The organism is Roseofilum sp. (assembly GCF_982964205.1).
In genome coordinates this window covers 3,395-23,025 of record NZ_CEZBFX010000027.1, presented here as the reverse complement: position 1 = coordinate 23,025, position 19,631 = coordinate 3,395, and the positions used below count along the sequence as shown (strand labels likewise).

General features: G+C 43.5%; 18 protein-coding genes and 1 pseudogene. 5 read left to right on the top strand and 14 right to left on the bottom strand.

The window, feature by feature from the left end:
- Position 1 precedes the first annotated feature (1 nt).
- The 10 genes from AC3A14_RS09340 to AC3A14_RS09295 form a co-directional block, all read right to left on the bottom strand.
- A complete protein-coding gene (locus tag AC3A14_RS09340) occupies positions 2–1,168 on the bottom strand; it encodes a cysteine desulfurase family protein (RefSeq protein WP_487778983.1) in 1,167 nt (388 codons plus the stop codon).
- Positions 1,168–2,355, bottom strand: coding sequence for an HNH endonuclease domain-containing protein (locus tag AC3A14_RS09335; RefSeq protein ID WP_318734507.1), 1,188 nt, complete (start codon positions 2,353–2,355; stop codon positions 1,168–1,170). Before AC3A14_RS09335 ends, AC3A14_RS09340 begins: the two co-directional genes overlap by 1 nt.
- Entirely contained in the window at positions 2,345–2,623 is a 279-nt protein-coding gene (locus AC3A14_RS09330) for a Txe/YoeB family addiction module toxin (protein ID WP_318734504.1), read from the bottom strand. The genes AC3A14_RS09335 and AC3A14_RS09330 overlap by 11 nt, the downstream gene beginning before the upstream one ends.
- Entirely contained in the window at positions 2,616–2,876 is a 261-nt protein-coding gene (locus AC3A14_RS09325; RefSeq protein WP_318734502.1) for a type II toxin-antitoxin system Phd/YefM family antitoxin, read from the bottom strand. Before AC3A14_RS09325 ends, AC3A14_RS09330 begins: the two co-directional genes overlap by 8 nt.
- A 79-nt stretch (positions 2,877–2,955) precedes the next feature.
- On the bottom strand, positions 2,956–4,191 hold the full coding sequence (locus AC3A14_RS09320; RefSeq protein ID WP_318734500.1) for a DUF4365 domain-containing protein: 1,236 nt from the start codon (positions 4,189–4,191) through the stop codon (positions 2,956–2,958).
- 260 nt (positions 4,192–4,451) lie between these two features.
- Positions 4,452–5,327: a hypothetical protein gene (locus AC3A14_RS09315; protein ID WP_318734498.1), complete on the bottom strand. Its 876-nt coding sequence runs from the start codon at positions 5,325–5,327 to the stop codon at positions 4,452–4,454.
- 10 nt (positions 5,328–5,337) lie between these two features.
- Positions 5,338–6,264 (bottom strand): DUF4007 family protein, encoded by a 927-nt coding sequence (locus tag AC3A14_RS09310; protein ID WP_318734496.1) that lies wholly within the window; start codon positions 6,262–6,264, stop codon positions 5,338–5,340.
- A 54-nt stretch (positions 6,265–6,318) separates the two neighbouring features.
- On the bottom strand, positions 6,319–6,654 hold the full coding sequence (locus AC3A14_RS09305) for a type II toxin-antitoxin system Phd/YefM family antitoxin (RefSeq protein WP_318734494.1): 336 nt from the start codon (positions 6,652–6,654) through the stop codon (positions 6,319–6,321).
- Between the two features lie 60 nt (positions 6,655–6,714).
- Positions 6,715–7,155 carry a type I restriction endonuclease gene (locus tag AC3A14_RS09300; protein WP_318719711.1) on the bottom strand — a complete coding sequence of 147 codons (441 nt, stop codon included), beginning with the start codon at positions 7,153–7,155 and terminating at the stop codon, positions 6,715–6,717.
- Positions 7,156–7,311: 156 nt separating this feature from the next.
- The gene (locus tag AC3A14_RS09295) at positions 7,312–7,539 is read right to left on the bottom strand and encodes a hypothetical protein (RefSeq protein ID WP_318699584.1); all 228 of its coding nucleotides are present in this window, start codon (positions 7,537–7,539) and stop codon (positions 7,312–7,314) included.
- Positions 7,540–7,789: 250 nt separating this feature from the next.
- Between AC3A14_RS09295 and AC3A14_RS09290 the strand changes: the two genes are divergently transcribed.
- Complete coding sequence (locus tag AC3A14_RS09290) at positions 7,790–8,746, top strand: MDR/zinc-dependent alcohol dehydrogenase-like family protein (protein WP_413039150.1); 957 nt, start codon at positions 7,790–7,792, stop codon at positions 8,744–8,746.
- A gap of 59 nt (positions 8,747–8,805) precedes the next feature.
- Here AC3A14_RS09290 and AC3A14_RS09285 read toward each other — a convergent pair whose 3' ends face one another.
- The 3 genes from AC3A14_RS09285 to AC3A14_RS09275 form a co-directional block, all read right to left on the bottom strand.
- The gene (locus AC3A14_RS09285) at positions 8,806–9,564 is read right to left on the bottom strand and encodes a class I SAM-dependent methyltransferase (RefSeq protein ID WP_318734488.1); all 759 of its coding nucleotides are present in this window, start codon (positions 9,562–9,564) and stop codon (positions 8,806–8,808) included.
- Between the two features lie 77 nt (positions 9,565–9,641).
- A complete protein-coding gene (locus AC3A14_RS09280) occupies positions 9,642–9,854 on the bottom strand; it encodes a hypothetical protein (protein WP_318734485.1) in 213 nt (70 codons plus the stop codon).
- Between the two features lie 105 nt (positions 9,855–9,959).
- Positions 9,960–11,576: a SpoIID/LytB domain-containing protein gene (locus AC3A14_RS09275; protein WP_318734481.1), complete on the bottom strand. Its 1,617-nt coding sequence runs from the start codon at positions 11,574–11,576 to the stop codon at positions 9,960–9,962.
- A 345-nt stretch (positions 11,577–11,921) separates the two neighbouring features.
- Between AC3A14_RS09275 and AC3A14_RS09270 the strand changes: the two genes are divergently transcribed.
- Positions 11,922–13,499, top strand: a complete 1,578-nt coding sequence (locus tag AC3A14_RS09270) for a DUF1565 domain-containing protein (protein ID WP_318734479.1) — start codon at positions 11,922–11,924, stop codon at positions 13,497–13,499.
- Positions 13,500–13,643: 144 nt separating this feature from the next.
- Positions 13,644–14,600 (top strand): CDF family Co(II)/Ni(II) efflux transporter DmeF, encoded by a 957-nt coding sequence (gene dmeF, locus AC3A14_RS09265; RefSeq protein ID WP_318734477.1) that lies wholly within the window; start codon positions 13,644–13,646, stop codon positions 14,598–14,600.
- A gap of 7 nt (positions 14,601–14,607) precedes the next feature.
- Here dmeF and AC3A14_RS09260 read toward each other — a convergent pair whose 3' ends face one another.
- The gene (locus AC3A14_RS09260) at positions 14,608–16,533 is read right to left on the bottom strand and encodes an ATP-binding protein (RefSeq protein ID WP_318734475.1); all 1,926 of its coding nucleotides are present in this window, start codon (positions 16,531–16,533) and stop codon (positions 14,608–14,610) included.
- 841 nt (positions 16,534–17,374) lie between these two features.
- On the opposite strand from AC3A14_RS09260, the gene AC3A14_RS09255 reads away from it, so the two are divergent.
- Together AC3A14_RS09255 and AC3A14_RS09250 are read left to right on the top strand one after the other, a co-directional pair.
- Positions 17,375–19,048: a hypothetical protein gene (locus tag AC3A14_RS09255; RefSeq protein ID WP_487778982.1), complete on the top strand. Its 1,674-nt coding sequence runs from the start codon at positions 17,375–17,377 to the stop codon at positions 19,046–19,048.
- Between the two features lie 134 nt (positions 19,049–19,182).
- A pseudogene (locus AC3A14_RS09250) lies at positions 19,183–19,631 on the top strand (hypothetical protein); the annotation flags it as partial.

The window sequence follows — 19,631 nt, the reverse complement described above, 5'->3', positions numbered from 1 at the left end:
TTTAATTCAGGAGTTGATTGAGTTTCGTAATCGCCTCTATTAAGATTGAAGCGGCGCGATCGCTCTCAGTTTCTGTAGTAAATTTACCGAGGCTGATTCGTAGCGCTCCGTCAATCTCAGTTTCTGGCAATTGCATGGCTCGGAGAACGTGGGAGGGGGCTGGGGTTCCGGAAGAACAGGCTGCTCCGGTGGAGATGGCGAGTTGATGACGGATTCTAGAAATAATGGCGCTGTTAGGAATATGGGGAATGGAAATGTGCAAGTTTCCGGCTAAACGGTGGTGGATGTCGCCGTTGACGATCAGGTTGGGGATATTTTCGGCGAGCAGAGATTGGAGGCGATCGCGGTTTTGGGCGATTCTGGTTTCATCTTCTTCCATTTCCTGGTAGCGTAAGGCACAGGCTTCTCCTAAACCGACAATACCGGGGGTGTTCAGGGTTCCGGGACGGATGTCTCGCTCTTGCCCTCCACCATAAAGCAGGGGGTAGGGAGAATAGGGTTGACGGATGACTAATGCCCCAATGCCTTTGGGAGCGTAGAGTTTATGGCCGGAAATGGCGAGATAGGTGATTCCCCAGTCGGAGAAGTGGATAGGAATTTTACCAACAGCTTGAGAGCCATCACAAAACCAGGGGACAGCATGTTTTTTGACAATGTTACCAATGGTTTGTAGGGGGTAAATGTTGCCGACTTCGTTATTGGCTGCCATCAGGCACAGGAGAGCAGCCCCCTGGGAACAGAGGTGTTCGAGCTGTTCTAAGTCAATTCGCGCTTGGCGATCGACTTTGAGCCACTCAATTTCAGCGAGTCCATCATCTTCTATGGCTTGACAAGTGTCTAAAACGGCTTTGTGTTCAATGGGAGAAACAATGAGACGAGCTGGAGACAAACCCGTAGACTTGGGAAAGTGCCCTTGAATGGCAAGATTGATGCTTTCGGTAGCTCCAGAGGTAAAGATGATGTCTTTGGGGGCAGCATGGACGAGTTGAGCGATTTGTTTACGCGCTCTTTTCACGGCTTTTGCAGCTTCGTCACCATAGTGATGATCGATACTGCTGGCGTTCCCGAAGGTGGTGGTCATGGTTTCGAGGATGCGATCGGCGATGCGGCGATCGACCGGTGTCGTCGCCTGATAATCAAGGTAAATTGCTTGGTCTTTTTGCCGCATTAGCTTTTATACACCCATCCCTGACTAAATCCTTGTAGACTGGCTAAACCGATCAAAGGGTTTACCGTGCGTTCATAAGCATGACTTAAAATTTCCAAGTTCAATAAATCCTCTCCCTGGCTCACTTTGAGTTCAGCAATAAAAGACTCGGTATATTTTAGCCATTCTTTCCTACGATAATTCTGGTGAGAAACCGTTAACCCTAAATGTTGTAATTGCACAAATTTATCAAAATACTCTGGAGCAGGCAAGTTGTTAGACTTAGCCGAATTAACCGAGGGTAGGGTAGGAATCAGGTTCCAAAGGCGATCGTGAGCGACAAATGACCAAGGCAAATAATGATCCAGAGAAATCTGATTGGGATCTAATCGAGTCTGAGAGTAAATACAGTTAACCTCTTGATGATTTAAAACCGTTTTCCAGTAATTTTTCTGTTGCGTGAGTGAATCCCGTTGTTGAGGCATAAACAGCTTATTCACCACATTGGGAATATTCGGGTTACGTGCCTGCATATACTGCAACCATTCCCACGAGATCCAGCCCCGAACGATCGCGTAATTTTCCTGAAAATATTTCACCCAATCCGGATGTAAAACAATGGCATTACAATCTTTGAATTTTTCAGCATTAAAGCAATATAAAGGATTTTTTCGATTAAACTCTGCTTTGGCTAAATGAATGATTCGGGCATTCGCCTGAGAATCTTTCAGTCCTCTTATCCGTTGTGCGAAAAAGGGACGGATTAACCGATAGGGAGCATAATTGCTAATGGAAACAACGGTTTTATCTATATTTTGAGCTGCAATAGTTTGGCGCAGTAACTGTTTATCCGTATCAGTAAATCTTAAAATTGGATCGGTAATCTCTAATTGAAGGCTATCTAATTTATTTGGGATCTGATCTTTTGTACCAAAGGAGAGCTTAAAGTATTGATGAGCATACCACGCATTTGCCAGCATCTCAATTACAAGCTCTCGAAAACTAACCAATTCTGTCGGATCAAAATTGCGTCTTTTCAGGATATCGAGGATTGATAAAAAACATAAATACTTATAGGAATTGGTGGTTGAGTTGAATAATCCTGATAATGCAGCAATATTGAGTTGGCTAGAATCCGGTAAGCGATACATAAAATCAACTAATCCCCTATCAGGATAACTCGACCAATTTTTCAGTTTACGATTCATAGTGTGTCCACATTCGGATCACTTTTATTATTTTTTCTTCTGGTAAAATTTGATAAACAAAACGGTGCTGGATATTAATTCTTCTAGAATAGTAGCCCTGCAAATCCCCGCTTAATTTTTCATAGGGAGGATAGGTAGCATAAGGATTATCTTTAACTACATCTAGAATTCTTGTTACTTGTCTCCCTAGCCCAGCAGATGCGATTTTTCTAGCATCTTTTTCTGCTTGCTTAGTAAACACGATCTCCCATTCCTCTATTTCATCCATTTAAGATATCCCTAATGGTTGATTCATCAACGCAATCTTCTATGAGAGTTTGTCCCCCCTCTTTAATGGATTCAGACATCCCAGGTATAGATTGTAGATAAAGAGTTTCTTGAAGCGCATTCCATTCTTTTTCACTAATGACGATAGCATTACCGGCAGCACCTTGTAATAAAATGGGTTGATTATGTTCGTTCGCTCGCCCAACTAATTCATCAATTAGATCGGCGTATTGATTTTCCGAAATGGTTTCCATTGAATTCTCCTTCTTAATGACCAACGATAAACTAAGCGAAGTAACTAATTATATGGTAATCTATGATTCTAAGCTCTCATTAGTTGATTTTTTCAAGTTCAAATTCTAAACGCAGAAGCTCTTTTTGATAACCATTAATAGCTTCATTTACTAAATACTCCCTATTTCTTTTTGGCCAAATTTCTAAACCTTTCTCTGAGAAAGGTAGTAAAATATTATGAGCCATCGTCATTAAGCATTGAAAGCGTTGGCTCAAATCACTACATTCTGTTGGGGCTGAATCAACATCAATTGCTTGTAAATACAATTTTTTCATGTCAATCTCTAGGTGTGACATGCGATTTAGATAAGCATTTTCATCTATTTGTTGTACCTTAAAGAGATTGGTTAATCGAATTGATTCATCCGCAATAGGTTTTGTGCGAATTAAGATATCATTGATTGTATCTAAGTAGACTTCCTTTGTAAGCTGATTGTTGGTAAAAAAAATCGCATAATCTGAATAATCTTTGTTCCACTTAATAACAGTTTCACTATCAATGTTTTCTCCGTCTAGCTTAATAGGAGAGAACTTAGGGGCAAGCTTCTTGCTGATCCATTGGGTTCTACAAATCCAGTTTACAGAGCTTACATCATCTAGAGAAAGATACAAGTAAAGAAAAATTACTTGAGCTTCTTTCCCTTGCCAGTGAAGCTTCAGTTCCTTAGTTGAATGGTATTGACTAACTCTTAACTCAGAATTAATTGTTTTCACAATTTCTATGATTTCATCTTTTGTGGATTCTTTACTCAAAAGAATATTCGCCCTATATCTCTTGGCTCGACCATGACTTATATCTTGCAATAAAAGGATCGTATAATCGTTAGTTGCGGCAAATTTACTGCTAAAACTTTTGATTTTTTCTAGGGATTGACTATTTATTTTTTGCTCGAAGGGAACAGTGAGCTTCCATGCTTTTACAGTGTTTTTTATATTAGTCTTATTAACGACCTGCCAATAAGCATTTTCTCCTTCATCATCATATAAAACAACTAAAACAGGTAATGAATGCTTCTGCCAGTATTCTAAGTGTTCTTTCTTGCCACGAAAAACAAATCCATGGGCCGTTTTTTCCTTAAACCAACTCTTTCCAGATTTGATCTGGAGAGCAATTAGCTTACCTGTTGCTGTATTATTCTCAACTACTTCAACATGAGCGTCAATCCCATAGTCCTCTATTATTTGCTCACGGAAGATCCATCCTAATCGTTCAAAGAGCAGTTGAGTTCCGGCAACTCCAATCCTTCCAGTATGAGAATTTGAATCAGCTTTCATAATTGCGGCAATACTTAGAATGATCTAGCTCACTCTTGATAGAGATTCATGTATCATATAGCGCTTTGCGCTAGGGAATAGGGAATAGGGAATAGGCTTTTGGTACATAGCTTTGAGGATTCAACACTGTCCCTCATAACAGCGCAAAGCGCTGTATACTATTTGCTACTAACATAGTGATACCGCAAACTACGGATAAATGTCAACTTCTCCTTGCTTGCTATCTCAATCTCCTGAATAACCATAGAGTTGATACAGTTTCAGCGCTGGAAAGAGATCGCCTGAGCGATCAACCGAGTCATTTGACTGGGAGAATCCGTAAAGGGAATGTCTTCAAAGCGACCTTGAATCTTAATCCATTCATTCTGTTCGCTGGTACTGAGGCGATCGCCATAACCCGCAAAGGATTGATGCAGTAATCCTAAAAAATAGACCTGTTGCTCAGGTTTGGACTGAAGTTCGGCAATTTGTTGTAGTAAATATAAATCGCTAACCCCTTTGTTAGTGCTGGCAAACTCTAGGCTTTTACCCAGTTCATCCAGAATTAACAGCACATGCGTATTGGCTTCATTGGTGACTTCTTGCAGCGCTTGCAGAATTTGGCGATCGCTAACTTGACACTTACCTTCCTCGGCTTCAGATTGCCAAGTACTCAACTGCCTTAAAATCTCCGGTTGTCGCCCCTTCCCTTGCCAAAACCGTTCCGCTCCCGAAGCCAAAGCACGGGCGATCGTCCAACTGAGGGGTTCGCTGCGTCCTGTGGCAACCGCAATGAGCAAACCGCGATCGGGTAATTGTGCGTTTATCGCCTCCATCACTGGCGAATTCTCTCCAAACGCTTCCCGCGCAATGGCAACAGCTTGCGATCGCATGGCACTATCTTGGGGATGACATAATCCAGCAATATAATGAGCAAATGCCGATTTTCCCGAACCATACACCCCGGTTAACGTCCAGGATTTATGAGCAGTAGTTTCTGTGAAGGCTGAAACCATCCGCTCCAATGTCGATGCAGAGCGCTCTGTTAGAATATAACCTTCGATGGCCTGCGATCGTTCAATATCTCGCTCCAAATTCACCGAGCGATAATAGCGGCGATATAACTGAAAATAATTCGCTAAAACTTTTTTATTCATGTTTTTTTCCTTATCGAGCATCATAATAAGATTGGAGTATGCTGTAGGCTAAAGTTTTTGGTTCATCATCAAAGGTCAATTGCAACTTGCCCGCCACATCCGTAATCTGAATCATCTTAAACTGACGGCTCACCATTTCAATCGCTCTGCAAATCACACTCTCAGTCAGCTTAAAAACTAAGCCAGGACTGCCAAAATCATAGAGAAGATTGGCTAGAGCAATGGTACGAGCAGATGACTCTTTTTGAGCCGCATAGTCTAGACAAGCATAAACAATAATTGCCTCTGGTAAACTGGGTTTATAGCCAATCCGAAACGTATAATATTTCGACTCACCCACCCGATGAATCAAGCCTAATTCCGTAAACGGACAATCAAGGGAATCTTCCCCCTGCCAAGATTTAGACGGCTGTTCGACATACATTCTCAACAAACAACTCACATCCTTACGCAGGGAAGAGTCCGCAATTTTAGAGCTACGGCGATCGCGATAGTCAACCAAATGGTTAAATAAGTTTTCTTGGGTAAACTCAATTAAGCGAAATTCATTAAAAATCACCTCCCAAGCTGTCCCTGAACAAGGAGATTTCAAGAAATACCAATGTAATAGCCACAAGGAAGCCGGATCTTCCAGATAAGCATCCCAACCGTCTTCTCCCAAAAGCTGTTTGGCAAACGCTGTGGGGCTATCGTTTTCTAAAATCTTAAACGCACCGCACCAATAGCGAATAGATTTTACCATGTTTTTCCCCACTCCCAACTGAACAGGGGCATCCTCTGCAAGAAAAATTTTGTCATCTTTTACCGCACTATCAAACCCTTTCTTGAGCCAACCAAAGCGAGGATGAAAGGTTTCATGACGCGCGAAAATAATTCCGGTATTCGGAGAATTAGTAGAAGCTGCCTGTGGCAAATTTTCTATGGTTAATTGCTTCAAGATAGTTTAAAATTAGTTCTAAGGTAACTTTCCTATTTTACTATGATTTTATAATTAATGCCGAGAGAAAAGAGGCCTTGAATAGTGACTGCTTTGGTAGTAAAGAATACCCGAACAAACTAAGTGGGTACGATCGCTTAAAACATCCCTAATGGTTGATTCATCAATACAATCTTCTACGGGAGTTTTTCCACCCTTTTTAAGGGATTCAGACCTGCCAGAAATAGATTGTAAATACAGAGTTTCTTGAATTGCATTCCAATCTGTTTCGCTAATCACAATAGGATTACCGGCTGCACCTTGTAATAAAATAGGTTCAGCATTTTTAATCGATCGTTCAATTAATTTATCAATTAGATCAGCATATTTATTTTTTGATAGAGTTTCCATGGAACTCCCCTTCTCGATGACAAATGATAAACTAAGCAAAGCCAGTATTTTAGATAACCATCATGGCTGAATATTCGATTCTAGGTTTTTCAAAACTCTCAGCACCTCACACAATTCATTCTGTAAAGGCAACAGGGAAAAACTGCGAGAAATATCATATTGTGGCCTTCCTTGAGAACTGAGCTTCAGAAAAAAGAATTCCCCACCATTGGTTACCATTGCAAATGCCGGTTTCTCTGGATGAGGATTCGCCATCATATAGGCAAGAGTTTGGGGAATTGCCGTATCTAGATTCAGTTGGCTACTTTTCGATTCCAAAACTGCGATCCAAATTCCTTGGGAGATTAGCAAAAAATCAATTCTACCTCGTAAAAATTTCTCCGAGACTTCACTATCCGAGACAGAAGTTGTCGCTTCAACAGCAACTTCGGCTTGCATTTGAAACGGCGGATCGTAAAATCCTGCCAACTCCAATAAGGCAGATAACACGACTAAATTCACTAATCCTTCAGCCAGATACAGCGCGAAGCGCTGCTATGAGGTACATTGTTGATCGTAGATGTGAGTTGTCATTGCGACCGCAGGGAAGCAATCGCCAAGATTGGGGGATTTTGCGATTGCTTCATTCCACTTGCGTGACCTTCGCAATGACCGATCTCAATGAGACTGTACTCCGTTACAGCGCAAAGCGCTGTATCCCTGAGCGCGATGATAGCGATATCTAGCTCTAATTCGATCTAATTCTGTTTTTTCTGTCTCCGTTAACTCCGGTAAATCAACTTGCCATTCGGTAAAAAAGTCAGGAGCGACTGTCTGCACTAAATTAAAGTGCTGCTCTGCTTCTCCGATAGTGGTTATTTTTTGAGTAATCGCTGTTAAAGACATGGTGATAAAGCGCTTTCCGCTGTTGCAGACATGAAACGCGCGGTAATGGGTAATAGGTTCTTTTAATCCCGATTGGCAATCAAGCGAGATTGTTTCTCAGTCCAGAGGACAAAATCCTGTTCATAGAGAGAAGTTTTGATGGTCTTCACTCTCTGTGACTCCGAAACAAATTGGATTGTTAATTACTTCAATCTATTTTACAATTATTTTACCCATTAGCCATGACCAGCGCGAAGCACTTATATTAATGATGAAAGGAATCTGGCTCGAAAATCAAAACCTGCAACTGCGAACTGATTTATCTACTCCCACTCCTCCAGAGGGAGAAGCGTTAGTCAAAGTGTTGCGGGCGGGAATTTGTAATACGGATTTGGAATTGATGCGAGGATACTATCCCTATACGGGGATTCTCGGTCATGAATTTGTGGGTGTTGTGGCGCAAGGGCCGGAAAATTTACTCAATCAACGGGTGGTGGGGGAAATTAATGCCAGTTGTGGAACCTGTCGTTTTTGTCAACGCGGAGAACCCACCCATTGCGAAAATCGGACGGTGTTGGGAATTGTGAATCGGAATGGGGCATTTGCGGATTATTTAACATTACCGATTAAAAATTTACACTCAGTTCCGGATACGGTTGAGACCAATGCAGCCACGTTTACAGAACCGTTAGCAGCAGCTTTGGAGATTCAAGAGCAGGTATCGATTACTGCTGAAGACCGGGTTTTAGTGGTTGGGGATGGCAAGTTGGGGCAATTGGTGGCTCAAAGCTTGGCTCTGACTGGATGCGATCTGTTGGCGATTGGTCGTCATCGGCAGAAGTTAGCCAATTTAGAAGCCCTGGGAATTAAGGTGGGGTTTGCGGATGATGTACAAGATGGAACATTTGATCGCAGTATAGAATGTACGGGAAATCCAGAGGGATTTGCGATCGCCGCTCGCGCCCTGCGTCCACGGGGAACCCTTGTCCTAAAAAGCACTTATACTGGCAATCTAACCCTAGATGCTTCCACCCTCGTCGTCAACGAAATTACCTTAATTGGATCGCGCTGCGGTCCCTTTGACAAAGCCCTGGCTCTCCTAGAGCAGCATCAAATTGATATTAACCGTTTAATCCAAGCAGAATATCCCCTCAGGGAAGGTCTAGAAGGCTTTAAATTGGCTCAACAAAAAGGAGCCTTGAAAGTATTATTGAATATGGAAAACTAGGGAATAGGCAATCGTAAACGAGCAGGGTGCGTTAGCAACAGCGTAACGCACCTATGATATTAAAACCGAGAAGGACGATACAATACAGAAATATCTTGTAGTCGTTTTGCCTCTTCCATAAAATGGGGATTTTTAAACACTCGATTATTTTGATTCCATTGTGGATCTTTCACCTTAAATGTCGATAAGCAATCCTTGAGAATATCATCATTATCTCCCCAATTAATCCATTCCTGGCTTAAACAGTGCAAGCCTGCCCGATCGCAATACTCTGCAAACAGTTTAGCGGTCATACTTTCAGCTCGCATATGGGGATTTGGAAAAGTAATATTCCCGGAACTGTCCTTAAAATGACCCATATTAGAATGATGAAAAAATCCAGATCCATTGGGTTTAAGTTTTCGCCCTAGCTGCATTAAGTAAGCTTGCATTACATCAGATTCAGCATGAACCAGAGAATCAAAGCTGAAGACGAAATCAATAGAGCGATCGGGAATCATATCTAAAGACTTCCCATCATTCACATAATAGTTAATGTGGGAATAGTTAGCGAACCGTTTTTGACAAATTTCAATACAAGGTTCAGCTAAATCAACAAGGGTTAACTCTTGACAATAATCCTTAAAATAGGTGGTAAATCGACCATAACCCGGGGCAATTTCTAAAATGGTGCCCGTGGGAATAAAGGCTTGAATCCGAGGATACAGGGTTCCCCACCATAAAAATTCTGTGCCGCCCCAAGCATGAGACCATTCATCACCTCGATCGGACCAGCTATAATTTGACCAAAATTCTAGATTATATTCAACGGTTGGCATAGTTTAGGGATAGGTAAGGTTGGTTCAAGATAGTTTAAAATTAGTTCTCAGGAAACTTCTCTATTTTACTATGATTTTTATGAATTCCAAAATTTTTCCGTTAGCAAAACCTCTAAATCTTCTGGAAACACGCAGATTTGAGGAAAATCGATCTTCGGATAAATTTCTTCAACATCCGATCGTACATCTTCCCAGATTTCCGTGAAAATCTCGGCAAAATAGAGAATGGAATTGTGGAGGTAACTGCCTCTAAGTACAGGACAAAAACGGTAAGCAGTGGAGAAAATCAAAGAGATACTTGGATTGAGTCTGATGAAACCCCATCTGCTTCTTCTTTTCAAGCCTTTTGTTCAAGCTTTTTGTCCTGTACTGAGATTACCTATTGCCTGGATCAATTAACCTTCTTCCCGTTGATTTTCAGTCACCATTGGATCGCGCCAAAAGACGATCGCCTCATTCAAGGGTTGAATCTGAGTTCCTGGGAAGTAGAATTGTACGATTCTCTCCCCATTCCAACCTAACTCTGCCAAGCGATAAGCCCCTGTTTGACTTAATCCTACCCCATGGCCAAAGCCCCCACCGACAAAGGTATAGCCTTTGAGCGCTTGGTTCTCATCTAACATGGGGTCAAGATAAAAGAGGGTACTAATGGGAGGATAAAAGGCGTTGCGAATTTGGTCTTTACTAATTTCTAAGGGCCCCTTATCGGTTTGCACTTCCATCGTTAACACCCGACCCGATGGCGATCTCTCAGTTATTTTTACACTCTCAATTTTTTGGATACCCGTCATGGGATGGTTGCGGTTGCCCAAATATTTGTTCAAGAACTCGGTCATATCTTTTAAGGAAGTGCTATAGCTCCACCGGAAACGGTTCCACCCAGTTTCATTAAATCCCTGTTTCAGATTGAGAAATTCCCGTAAATTCGCTTCATTGCCCAAGCTTTTTTGGGCTAAATCCCATACTAGCCCGGTCGAATCAACCCTCGCTTGCAGATAGGGTCGTGCCGGGCCATTCCAAACATCTTCAAAGGGTGCAGTAATGCCACCGGTGGTGGAAGAATAGAGGGCATCGACCAATTCATTCTCGTAGGTGGCAACTAAAGAGCGAGTCGCGGCGATCGCCCGATCCGCTCTAGCTGAAGCATCTCCTAACCCCCAATAAACCTGACAATCTGTGGTCGCACAGAGTTCATAATCATCAATACCAAAGCGGCGTAAGTTTCTTAGGGTATAGGTTCGCGCTAGAATGGCTTGGGCTTCTACGGCTGCGGGGGGAGCTTGGGGGCCGATTTCATGGGGAACCACGCCCCGTAAATAGGTCTCTAAGGGGACAAAATTGACCAAGGTGTAATTGCCATAGGCGTTGGGTTGCATTCGCAAGGAACCGCCATATAATCGGGTCACTCCTTCAGGATGTACCACTTGAATCCGGTTATTACCACTGCTGATATCCACAGCACGACGGTTATATCGATACCCATTCACCACCCAATAGGCTTGGGGATAGTGGCGTAATACTTTGGTCTCGATATGGGCGATGGTATTGCCTTCAGACTTTAAGCTATCGAGCAACATGCGGCGCAGTAGGGGCGTATTATATACCTCGCGCTTGGCCCAAACTTGCCAGCGATCGGGATTAGCAACTTCGACCTCTAAACCCCGTTCTCGCCATTTGTGGGCATCATGTTCGGCACTTTCAAAGCTGCGATGGGTACTTAAGACTACTCGTTCCTCAACCATCGGTTGGGGTAGAGGCTTCATCTCAATTTGGAGTTTAACGGCATCAGTGTCTAGGGTAGCCTCTCCCTCTGTCGTTGCATAGCGTAGCGTTAGGCGATCGCCCGATAGCGCTCTCAACGTTAAGGTTTCCCCAGGTCGATCGCCAAATCGTTGCTCAATCCCAATTTTCAGCAGGCGATTGGGTTGAGACCATCCCGGAAGTGCTGAAACACCGACCATTGCCAGCGACATCATGGCCGCGCTTACCCATTTCCGAGGTTGAAGTCCCATTGTTTTAAACCGGATCATGATATTTCCACTCTCCCATCAGGCTGACTACTGGATACTGTATTGATACTGTACATAAATCCTGAATACTGCGATCGCCCATTGTTCCACCGGAAACTTATAGTGCTTCGCGCTAGGCAATAGGCAATAGGCAATTGGCAATAGCTTGTATGGCTTAGGGTCTAAGGCTTCAAGCTAAAGAGCCAGCAGATTACGGATGGGAACCCGATCGCCGCGTAAGCATTCAGAAATGCCTATCGCTTGAGTCTATACTCCCATAGACTACAAGTGATACCATAATGTGCAACTCTTAACTATCCTCACACCCTTACCACCAGAGAGGTTCCCTTGAACAGAACAATCGTTAACTCCAGTACCGTTCTATTCACCCTACTGACTCTGAGTTTGAGTACGGCAATTGCCCCCAAACCGGTGTTGGCTTCTGAATCTATCGCTCAACTCACCCCAGGAGTCTCCACTGAACGGCCAACCCTATGGGTAAATCCCCAAAGCGGAAACGATCGATCGGGAAATGGCACATCCCAAGCACCCTATCGAACCTTAACCTATGCCTTGCGGATGGCCTCCCCCAACCATATCATTCAACTCTCTGCGGGAACCTATTCTCAGCAAACGGGCGAAGTTTTTCCCATTCAATTAAAACCCAATGTAATTGTGGTCGGGAACCCCGATAATAAAGGGAAAAACGTGATTATTCAAGGAGGGGGACGCTTCCTCAGTCCCACCTTTGCCCGGCAAAATATTACCCTCCTGGGAGCAAATGACGCTGCTCTGGCTGGCGTAACAGTAACCAACCCCAATGGTCGCGGTTATGGATTATGGATTGAATCGAGTTCTTTAGTGGTTGCGGATAATACATTTACCGGGAATGTGCATGATGGCATCTCCATCACGGGTAGAAGTGGCTCTGTGATTCGGAGTAACCATTTTACCGGCAATGGAGCCAATGGCATGACCATCTATGGCACATCGAATCCAGAAGTCCGGGATAATGTCTTTGACAATACCGGATTTGGCATTAACATCAATCAAAATGCTACACCCTTAATTATCAATAATCAAATTATCAATAATCGCGATGGTGTTGTCGTGCAAGCCAAAGCAACCCCCATTTTACGGGAAAATCGCATCGAGAATAATCGGCGTAATGGGTTAGTGGCGATCTCTGAATCTCAACCTAATCTCGGTACATCGAATGAACCAGGAAACAATCAATTCAGTAATAATGGCGAATATGATATTAATGCTCAAGGTGCGAAAAATACGATTCCTGCCTATGGCAATCAACTGATTACCCGTCGTATTGCGGGTCGTCTGGACTTCCAAGGAACGGCTGCCTTGATTCAGTCGGCTCCAGAAAACTCGCGTCCGAGTCCCCCTCCCTTACTGCTACCTACCCCTTCTCGTCCCGTTGCTCCTCCTCCAACGAATAACTCCCCTACTCCTGCACCGATTCCCATTCCTGTTCCCCCTCCCCAATCCAGAACACCTCTTCCTGCACCTCCTGCCCCCCAGCGATCGCCCCTTCCTGCTCCCAACCGTAGTTCTTCAGTCACCTCCCAAGTTCCTAACTTAGATCCCCTTCCCGTTCCCAATATCGATATTCCTTTGGGAGATAACCGCTATGCTGGTCGCATTCCTAACCGAGCCAGTGCGCCGGGAACACCACCACCACCTCCGACTAGCGTGGCTTCTGCTTTAGGCTTGCGCTATCGAGTGATTGTGTATGCTTCCTCTACCCAAGAACAAAACCAGGTAAAATCTGTAGTTCCGGATGCCTTCCGCAGTTCTTACCAAGGGCGATCGGTGCTTCAAGTCGGTGCATTTGCAACGGTAGAAGAAGCCCAAGACAGGCTAGAGTTAGTCCGTAATACTGGGTTACGAGCAGAATTGGTAGACTATTAGATCGCTAAATTGGTAGAGTATTAAATTAAGTCGAAAGTAAAAAGTAATGGGAAGTAATCGGAGATCTCTACATCTCCTGATTTTCCTATTTTTTTACCCCATAAGACTTTCAATTAATCCACGTAGGAGTGAGTTGATCGATTTATGCATATTCATCACCTCGAAGAATGGCAACATTCCCATGATTTTTTAGTCGATCGCCATAGTGCCGAACGAAAAACCCAAATCGTGACGGCTCTTACCCTGGTCACAATGATTGGTGAGATTGTAGCCGGTACAATTTTTGGTTCCATGGCTTTACTGGCTGATGGCTGGCACATGGCTACCCATCTGGCTGCCTTTGGAATTACGTTATTTGCCTATCAATATGCTCGCTCTCATGCCAATAACCCTAGATATACGTTTGGCACGGGTAAAGTTAGTACTCTTGGAGGGTTTGCTAGTGCGGTGGCTCTGGCAGTGGTTGCTTGTGTGATGGTAGTGGAGTCCATTGGTCGTTTATTACAACCGGAAGCGATTCAGTTTAATGAGGCGATTATTGTTGCGGTGATTGGTTTGGTCGTGAATTTAGTGAGCGCTCTGTTGTTAGAGGATCATCACGATCATACTCACGAACATCACGATCGCGAGCATCACGAGCATCACGATCATAATCTTCGTGCTGCCTATTTCCATGTGTTAGCTGATGCTTTAACCTCGATTTTGGCAATACTGGCTCTGTTTGCTGGCAAGTTTCTGGGTTGGATCTGGATGGATGCTGCTATGGGTGCGATCGGAGCGATGGTGATTAGCAAATGGTCTTATAATCTGTTGCGAGAAACCAGTGCTGTGTTGCTTGATGGGGCGATCGACAAAAAAACCAAGCTCGATATTATTCATCAGATTGAACAGGATGCAGATAATCGGGTCGTGGATTTGCATGTCTGGTATCTGAGTGAAGATCATTTAGCCGCAACCATTTCCCTGGTTACCCACTATCCCCAAAAACCTGAATATTATAAAACGCTTCTTGCCCCCATTTCTGCCCTTTCTCATGTGTTGGTTGAAGTTAATCCCTGTAAGGGAGAACCTTGTATGGAAGTGGCATCAAGTAAGCCTTAAAAGAGGATTAATTAATCCATCCTTTAATCTCTTTTTCGGTTAACAATCGCTCGAGTTTAATATACTCACTTTTTGTCGCTTCATACAGGTGTTTCATCATCACGGGTTCGCCAGAATCGGCGGCTAAAAATGCGGCGTTGAGGGCAATATTGCGAATGTTTCCTCCAGCCACATTGAGGTTAGAAAGCTTTCGGGAATCTAAGTCATTGGTTGGTGTTTTTGCTGGAAAAATTCGCTGCCAAATGGCTTCGCGACTGTCGCGATCTGGAAAGGGAAATTGGACAATAAAGCGGATACGGCGCAGAAAGGCTTGATCGATCGCCCCTTTCAGGTTAGTGGTTAGCACGCATAATCCCTGATAAGCCTCGATACTTTGCAGTAAATAACTGACTTCCATATTCGCGTAGCGATCGCGGCTATCCTGCACTTCTGAACGCTTTCCAAATAGAGCATCGGCTTCATCAAACAACAAGATCGCGCCCCCCATTTCGGCAGCATTAAATACCTGTTTTAAGTTTTTCTCTGTTTCACCAATATATTTACTGACGACTGAACTTAAATCAATGCGATATAAATCTAACTTTAACTCACGGGCAATAATCCCGGCTGCTAACGTTTTACCGGTGCCACTTTGCCCGGAAAACAGGGCGCTAATGCCTAACCCGCGTCGCTCATTGCCAGCAAATCCCCACTCTTCATACACTCGCACCCTCTGTCGTAAGTGGGCAACCATTTGATACAAAGTTTGTTTATGCTGGGCGGGTAAAATTAAATCGTTCCAACTGGCTTTAGTTTCAATCCGAACAGCGAGATCGTCTAAACTCGGTCGAGCTTGCAAGCGGCAAAAGTGCCAAAGGCGATCGCCGATAGTATCCGGTTCTGTAAGTCCGATTTCTAATGTCGCACAAGCCGCCTTAATCGTCGTCGAGGGTAAATTAAATTGGGATGTAATCCCCTCTAAATGACCGTTGAGTTTTTCAGTAGCCTCTCCCAAATGGGTTTGCCACAGTTGCAATTGTTCATAATAGGAAAGTTTGGGAACATCAAACGTCAGCAGAGGAACATTAACTGAAGAAAACCGGATCGCAGTAGAAATGATAACCGGCGTTTTCAAGTCTTGGATAAAATCAGTTAAAATCGCCTGTTGGCTCATTTCTGAACCTTTAACCGGATTGTATTCCAATAACAGTAAACTTGGAGCTAAGAGCCTCCCCCGTCGCCAGCGAAAAATCAGATGTTTTAGCTCCTTCGGATCGCTAGGTAAATGGCGACTGGACAGAACTTGTACGGGCAGTTGAAAATAGTCCCCAATATTTTGGGCGATCGCCCGTTTATCTTCTAAATTCCATCCGCATAATTGTACTGGATGGGACGTGAGTAAACCGGAAATAGCCAACTCGACAATCTTTTGATGGGATACCGATAAAGAGGGGACAGGAAGGGCAACAGATTCAAGCAGTAGGGCTAATTCTTCGTCTTGATAAACATTCCCCAATAAATAATGTAAAATGCTCTCATCTATCTCAAGTTTGGTGTGAGTAATATCTTCATTTTCTGCTAAACTCAGCAAATGCCATAATCTTAGCGGTCTTTGGGGGTGAAGAGCATCCCAATGGACATCAGGAAAAAGAGCGATCGCCAATTGAAACGTAGGATAAGTTAAATTGGCATCCTCCTGAGCATGGGCACAGAGCGCCGGAACCTGGGGATGCAACGTCCGCGCTGCACAGAGCAACAGTACCTTGCGTTCAAAGGGAGACAGCTCAAACACCTTGCACAACTGCTCTAAAGCCGGAAGCGGTTCCTCCATATCCGAGGGAGGTACATCGAGATCAATGGAAGGAGTATCCGCAAGATCGAGATTTTGCAGTTGACGAATGTGGCGATCGAGACGACGATGGATCTCACCAATACAAAGACTCAAATACTGCATAGGCTCTGGATACTTACCTCTAACCCTCAAAACTTAAAACTTACAGAACCTTGTGCTGTTCTGGAGTACACTTTTAAATTCCCAAAGCCATGTACCACAATCCTATTCCCTATTCCCCATTCCCTATTCCCTAGCGCAAAGCGCTGTATCTCTCCACTGAAACCCATCATAGGCTACCCCTTTGTCTCATTTGACTGTGAGTAAAAACTACTGTCTCTACTATAGATTTTTAAGTTGGATGCAATTGGGGCTACAAGCAACTCTTACACTTGAATTCAACTGATATAATAGCAGTAAGCTTGTTTCCATGGGTTTCTAAATTATGCCCTGCTCCATCCGCCGCAAAAAAATTGCCCAACAGAGTTCTGCTCCTCAGCAATCTTCTAGTCGGTTTGTGCCTAAAGTTCTGCTCTCTGTACAGCGCAAGGAAAGCCAAGAACAATCCCTAGCTCAGTTTAAGCCAGCATCACACTATCAATACAATAGTCTGAACGAGATATATGGCCATTCAGCACCAGTGCAAACAAAGCTTACCATCGGCAAACCTGGGGATGTCCACAGAAAGCAAGCCGATACAGTAGCTCATCAAGGGTTTACCCACCTTAATCAACCTGAACCTCAACCGCGTCAAGACATACAGAAAAAAGAAAATATCGCTCCAGATCTGCAACAACAGGAACAATCAGCCTCTGAACAAGAAGGCGATTCGTCTCCCTCCAGAACATTAGCGGCAATTCAGGATTTAAACCCCGTCAGTTCCACTTCTGAGAATACTATCCAACGAGCGATCGGATTAGAAATTGAAGTCCCTGTACCTGTTGATAAAATGAGTACGACGAACATGGCAAAACTTCGCAATTGGACGGCAGCAGAATTTGGCAATAGCAAAGAGAATGATCTCAAGGCTAAATTTAGAAATGTTGGTGAGACATACACATTAGAAGATCTCAAAGAAGATTATCCAAATGAAGTTACGTATTTTTTAACTCTATCAGAGACACAACAGCAAGAATATCTAGAGAAGAAAAAGAGTAATAAGAAAATGGTAAACAGCTTAAAATGGGTTGCTAATATGTCCAAAGAGCATAAAAAGACATTTTTAGAGTTAGGGAGTGAAGAAGCTACCGATTCTAAGGGACTCAACAAGAAAGGGGCAGTGTATGGCAGAGTTGATTATACTAGAGGTAATTACTCCGCGTACAAACCCTCCGTAGAAGAATTTGGGAAGGTTTCTGGGGCGATCGCTGCTGGCTCGAAATTTGTGGCTCAGGTCGATCACAATCCGAGGGTCAACTCCGGCAAAAAACCCCCCAATCACCCCTGGAGAGATAGCAATAACTCTGCATTGATGGAAATTGTTATGGACCCTCCAGCCAATAATAAAGATGAGTTTGATGAATCCATATCTCAAATCACTCAATTTGTCAATACAATTAATCAGAAGACCAGTAATTTAACCAAACATGCCCAGAATCCATTTCGTACTAATTTCAACTTAGGGCCTTTTGATTACCCTGAAATTTCTCAATTTGCCAGTTTGCCCAAAGAACCCACCCACAACTGGAAAGGAAGTGTGCAAGTCAATGTCGGAATTGACTTACGCGAGTATAGTGATATGGCAAGTTGGTATGCACAATCCAAATATTCCTCCACTAATGTTAATGAAAATCCGGAAGCGGCCGGTCTAAGCGAAGAAGAAAAAGAAGCTTATAACGCTTCGCGGAACAATATTATTCGAGCAGTTGAAATTGCAGAAGAAATCATCCCAGAACTCAAAAAATCATTGTCTAAATTTCAAAAAACTAGAGAGTCTAAATTCGCAGAGATGGGGAATATGCGTGGATTGAAAGGTTGGATTACCCATCTAGCCTTGCATATGTTAGGGGCGATAAGCTTTTCAGGCGGCAGTACCACAAAAAATATCACTCCGATTTTGATGAAAACTCCAAACACAATAACTCTAAAATTTGGATTTACGGAAGCGGAGAAAACCTATTATGATGTCATTGGCAATAAAAAGAAAATCCTGAAACTTTTAATTCAAAAAACAGGGAGAGAAAAGAAATTAACTTGGACGGGATACCAGGGCGATTTAAAAACAGGAAACAAGGAGATTTTATCGGAGAACAACAAATTGATACCAGGAGGTAATACTTCCCTGGGTACATTTGCCTCTAAAGATACAACTCAGACCCTGACCGGCAATTCAGTAACATCTGAAAGACATCTTGGAGTTGGGCCCATTCGTCGTGGCAATAAATCGGTAAGCAAAATGGAATCAGTCGGCCAAGACCAAAGAGGTGGAGCAGTGATTGAATTTCGCCAACTTCCGGGTCTATATGATGGCCCCAATGCATGGAAACAAATTGGCTATGATTTCTTGAAAGAAGCAGAAGCAAGAAATCGACGAGGAGGGCTGAGTGACGATTCTCTAGATGATTTGGTTGGCCCAGAATGGAAAGAAGACACGATCAGTAGTTCAAGCCATCGCGAAGCTATTACGGGTAAGGAATAGGTAAGGAATCGCAGACTTTAAGAATATGAATGGCTCAAGAGAAAACAAAACTGATATAATATTGGTGTTATTATGCTTCCCTTAGCTATACCCGTATAGTTATTTGTTCACTGTTGAATTTGGGTTTCTGTACTATGCGCTCCTACATCCGTCGCAAAAAAACTGCCCAACAGAGTTCTGCACCTCAGAAGTCTTCTAGTCGGTTTGCCCCTAAAGTCCTGCCCTCTGTACAACGCAAGGAGAGCCAAGAAAAAAAACTGCCTCCTTTTAAGCCAGCAGCGAGCTATAACTATACCAGTCTGCACGAAATGTATGGCCATCCAGCCCCCGTACAAGCGAAACTAACTATTGGAGAACCGGGGGATGTTCACGAACAACAAGCGGATGCAGTAGCTAGTCAAGTTGTTAAACAAATTAATCAACCCCAACCTGCACCCAGTCAAGGAGTACAGACAAAAGAAGACGATTCGAGTGCAGGAATACCTGAACAATTAGGTATTCAACGCAATGAGGAAGAGGATGTAGACATGAAACCCCTCGACTCGGCTGTGCAACGTAACGAGGAGGAGGAGGTAGACATGAA

Excerpts from the sequence above, each read along its gene's own strand:
- AC3A14_RS09340 (WP_487778983.1), bottom strand. The coding sequence starts at position 1,168 with ATGCGGCAAAAAGACCAAGCAATTTACCTTGATTATCAGGCGACGACA.
- AC3A14_RS09335 (WP_318734507.1), bottom strand. The coding sequence starts at position 2,355 with ATGAATCGTAAACTGAAAAATTGGTCGAGTTATCCTGATAGGGGATTA.
- AC3A14_RS09330 (WP_318734504.1), bottom strand. The coding sequence starts at position 2,623 with ATGGATGAAATAGAGGAATGGGAGATCGTGTTTACTAAGCAAGCAGAA.
- AC3A14_RS09325 (WP_318734502.1), bottom strand. The coding sequence starts at position 2,876 with ATGGAAACCATTTCGGAAAATCAATACGCCGATCTAATTGATGAATTA.
- AC3A14_RS09320 (WP_318734500.1), bottom strand. The coding sequence starts at position 4,191 with ATGAAAGCTGATTCAAATTCTCATACTGGAAGGATTGGAGTTGCCGGA.
- AC3A14_RS09315 (WP_318734498.1), bottom strand. The coding sequence starts at position 5,327 with ATGAATAAAAAAGTTTTAGCGAATTATTTTCAGTTATATCGCCGCTAT.
- AC3A14_RS09305 (WP_318734494.1), bottom strand. The coding sequence starts at position 6,654 with ATGGAAACTCTATCAAAAAATAAATATGCTGATCTAATTGATAAATTA.
- AC3A14_RS09295 (WP_318699584.1), bottom strand. The coding sequence starts at position 7,539 with ATGTCTTTAACAGCGATTACTCAAAAAATAACCACTATCGGAGAAGCA.
- AC3A14_RS09290 (WP_413039150.1), top strand. The coding sequence starts at position 7,790 with ATGAAAGGAATCTGGCTCGAAAATCAAAACCTGCAACTGCGAACTGAT.
- AC3A14_RS09285 (WP_318734488.1), bottom strand. The coding sequence starts at position 9,564 with ATGCCAACCGTTGAATATAATCTAGAATTTTGGTCAAATTATAGCTGG.
- AC3A14_RS09275 (WP_318734481.1), bottom strand. The coding sequence starts at position 11,576 with ATGGGACTTCAACCTCGGAAATGGGTAAGCGCGGCCATGATGTCGCTG.
- dmeF (WP_318734477.1), top strand. The coding sequence starts at position 13,644 with ATGCATATTCATCACCTCGAAGAATGGCAACATTCCCATGATTTTTTA.
- AC3A14_RS09260 (WP_318734475.1), bottom strand. The coding sequence starts at position 16,533 with ATGCAGTATTTGAGTCTTTGTATTGGTGAGATCCATCGTCGTCTCGAT.
- AC3A14_RS09255 (WP_487778982.1), top strand. The coding sequence starts at position 17,375 with ATGGCAAAACTTCGCAATTGGACGGCAGCAGAATTTGGCAATAGCAAA.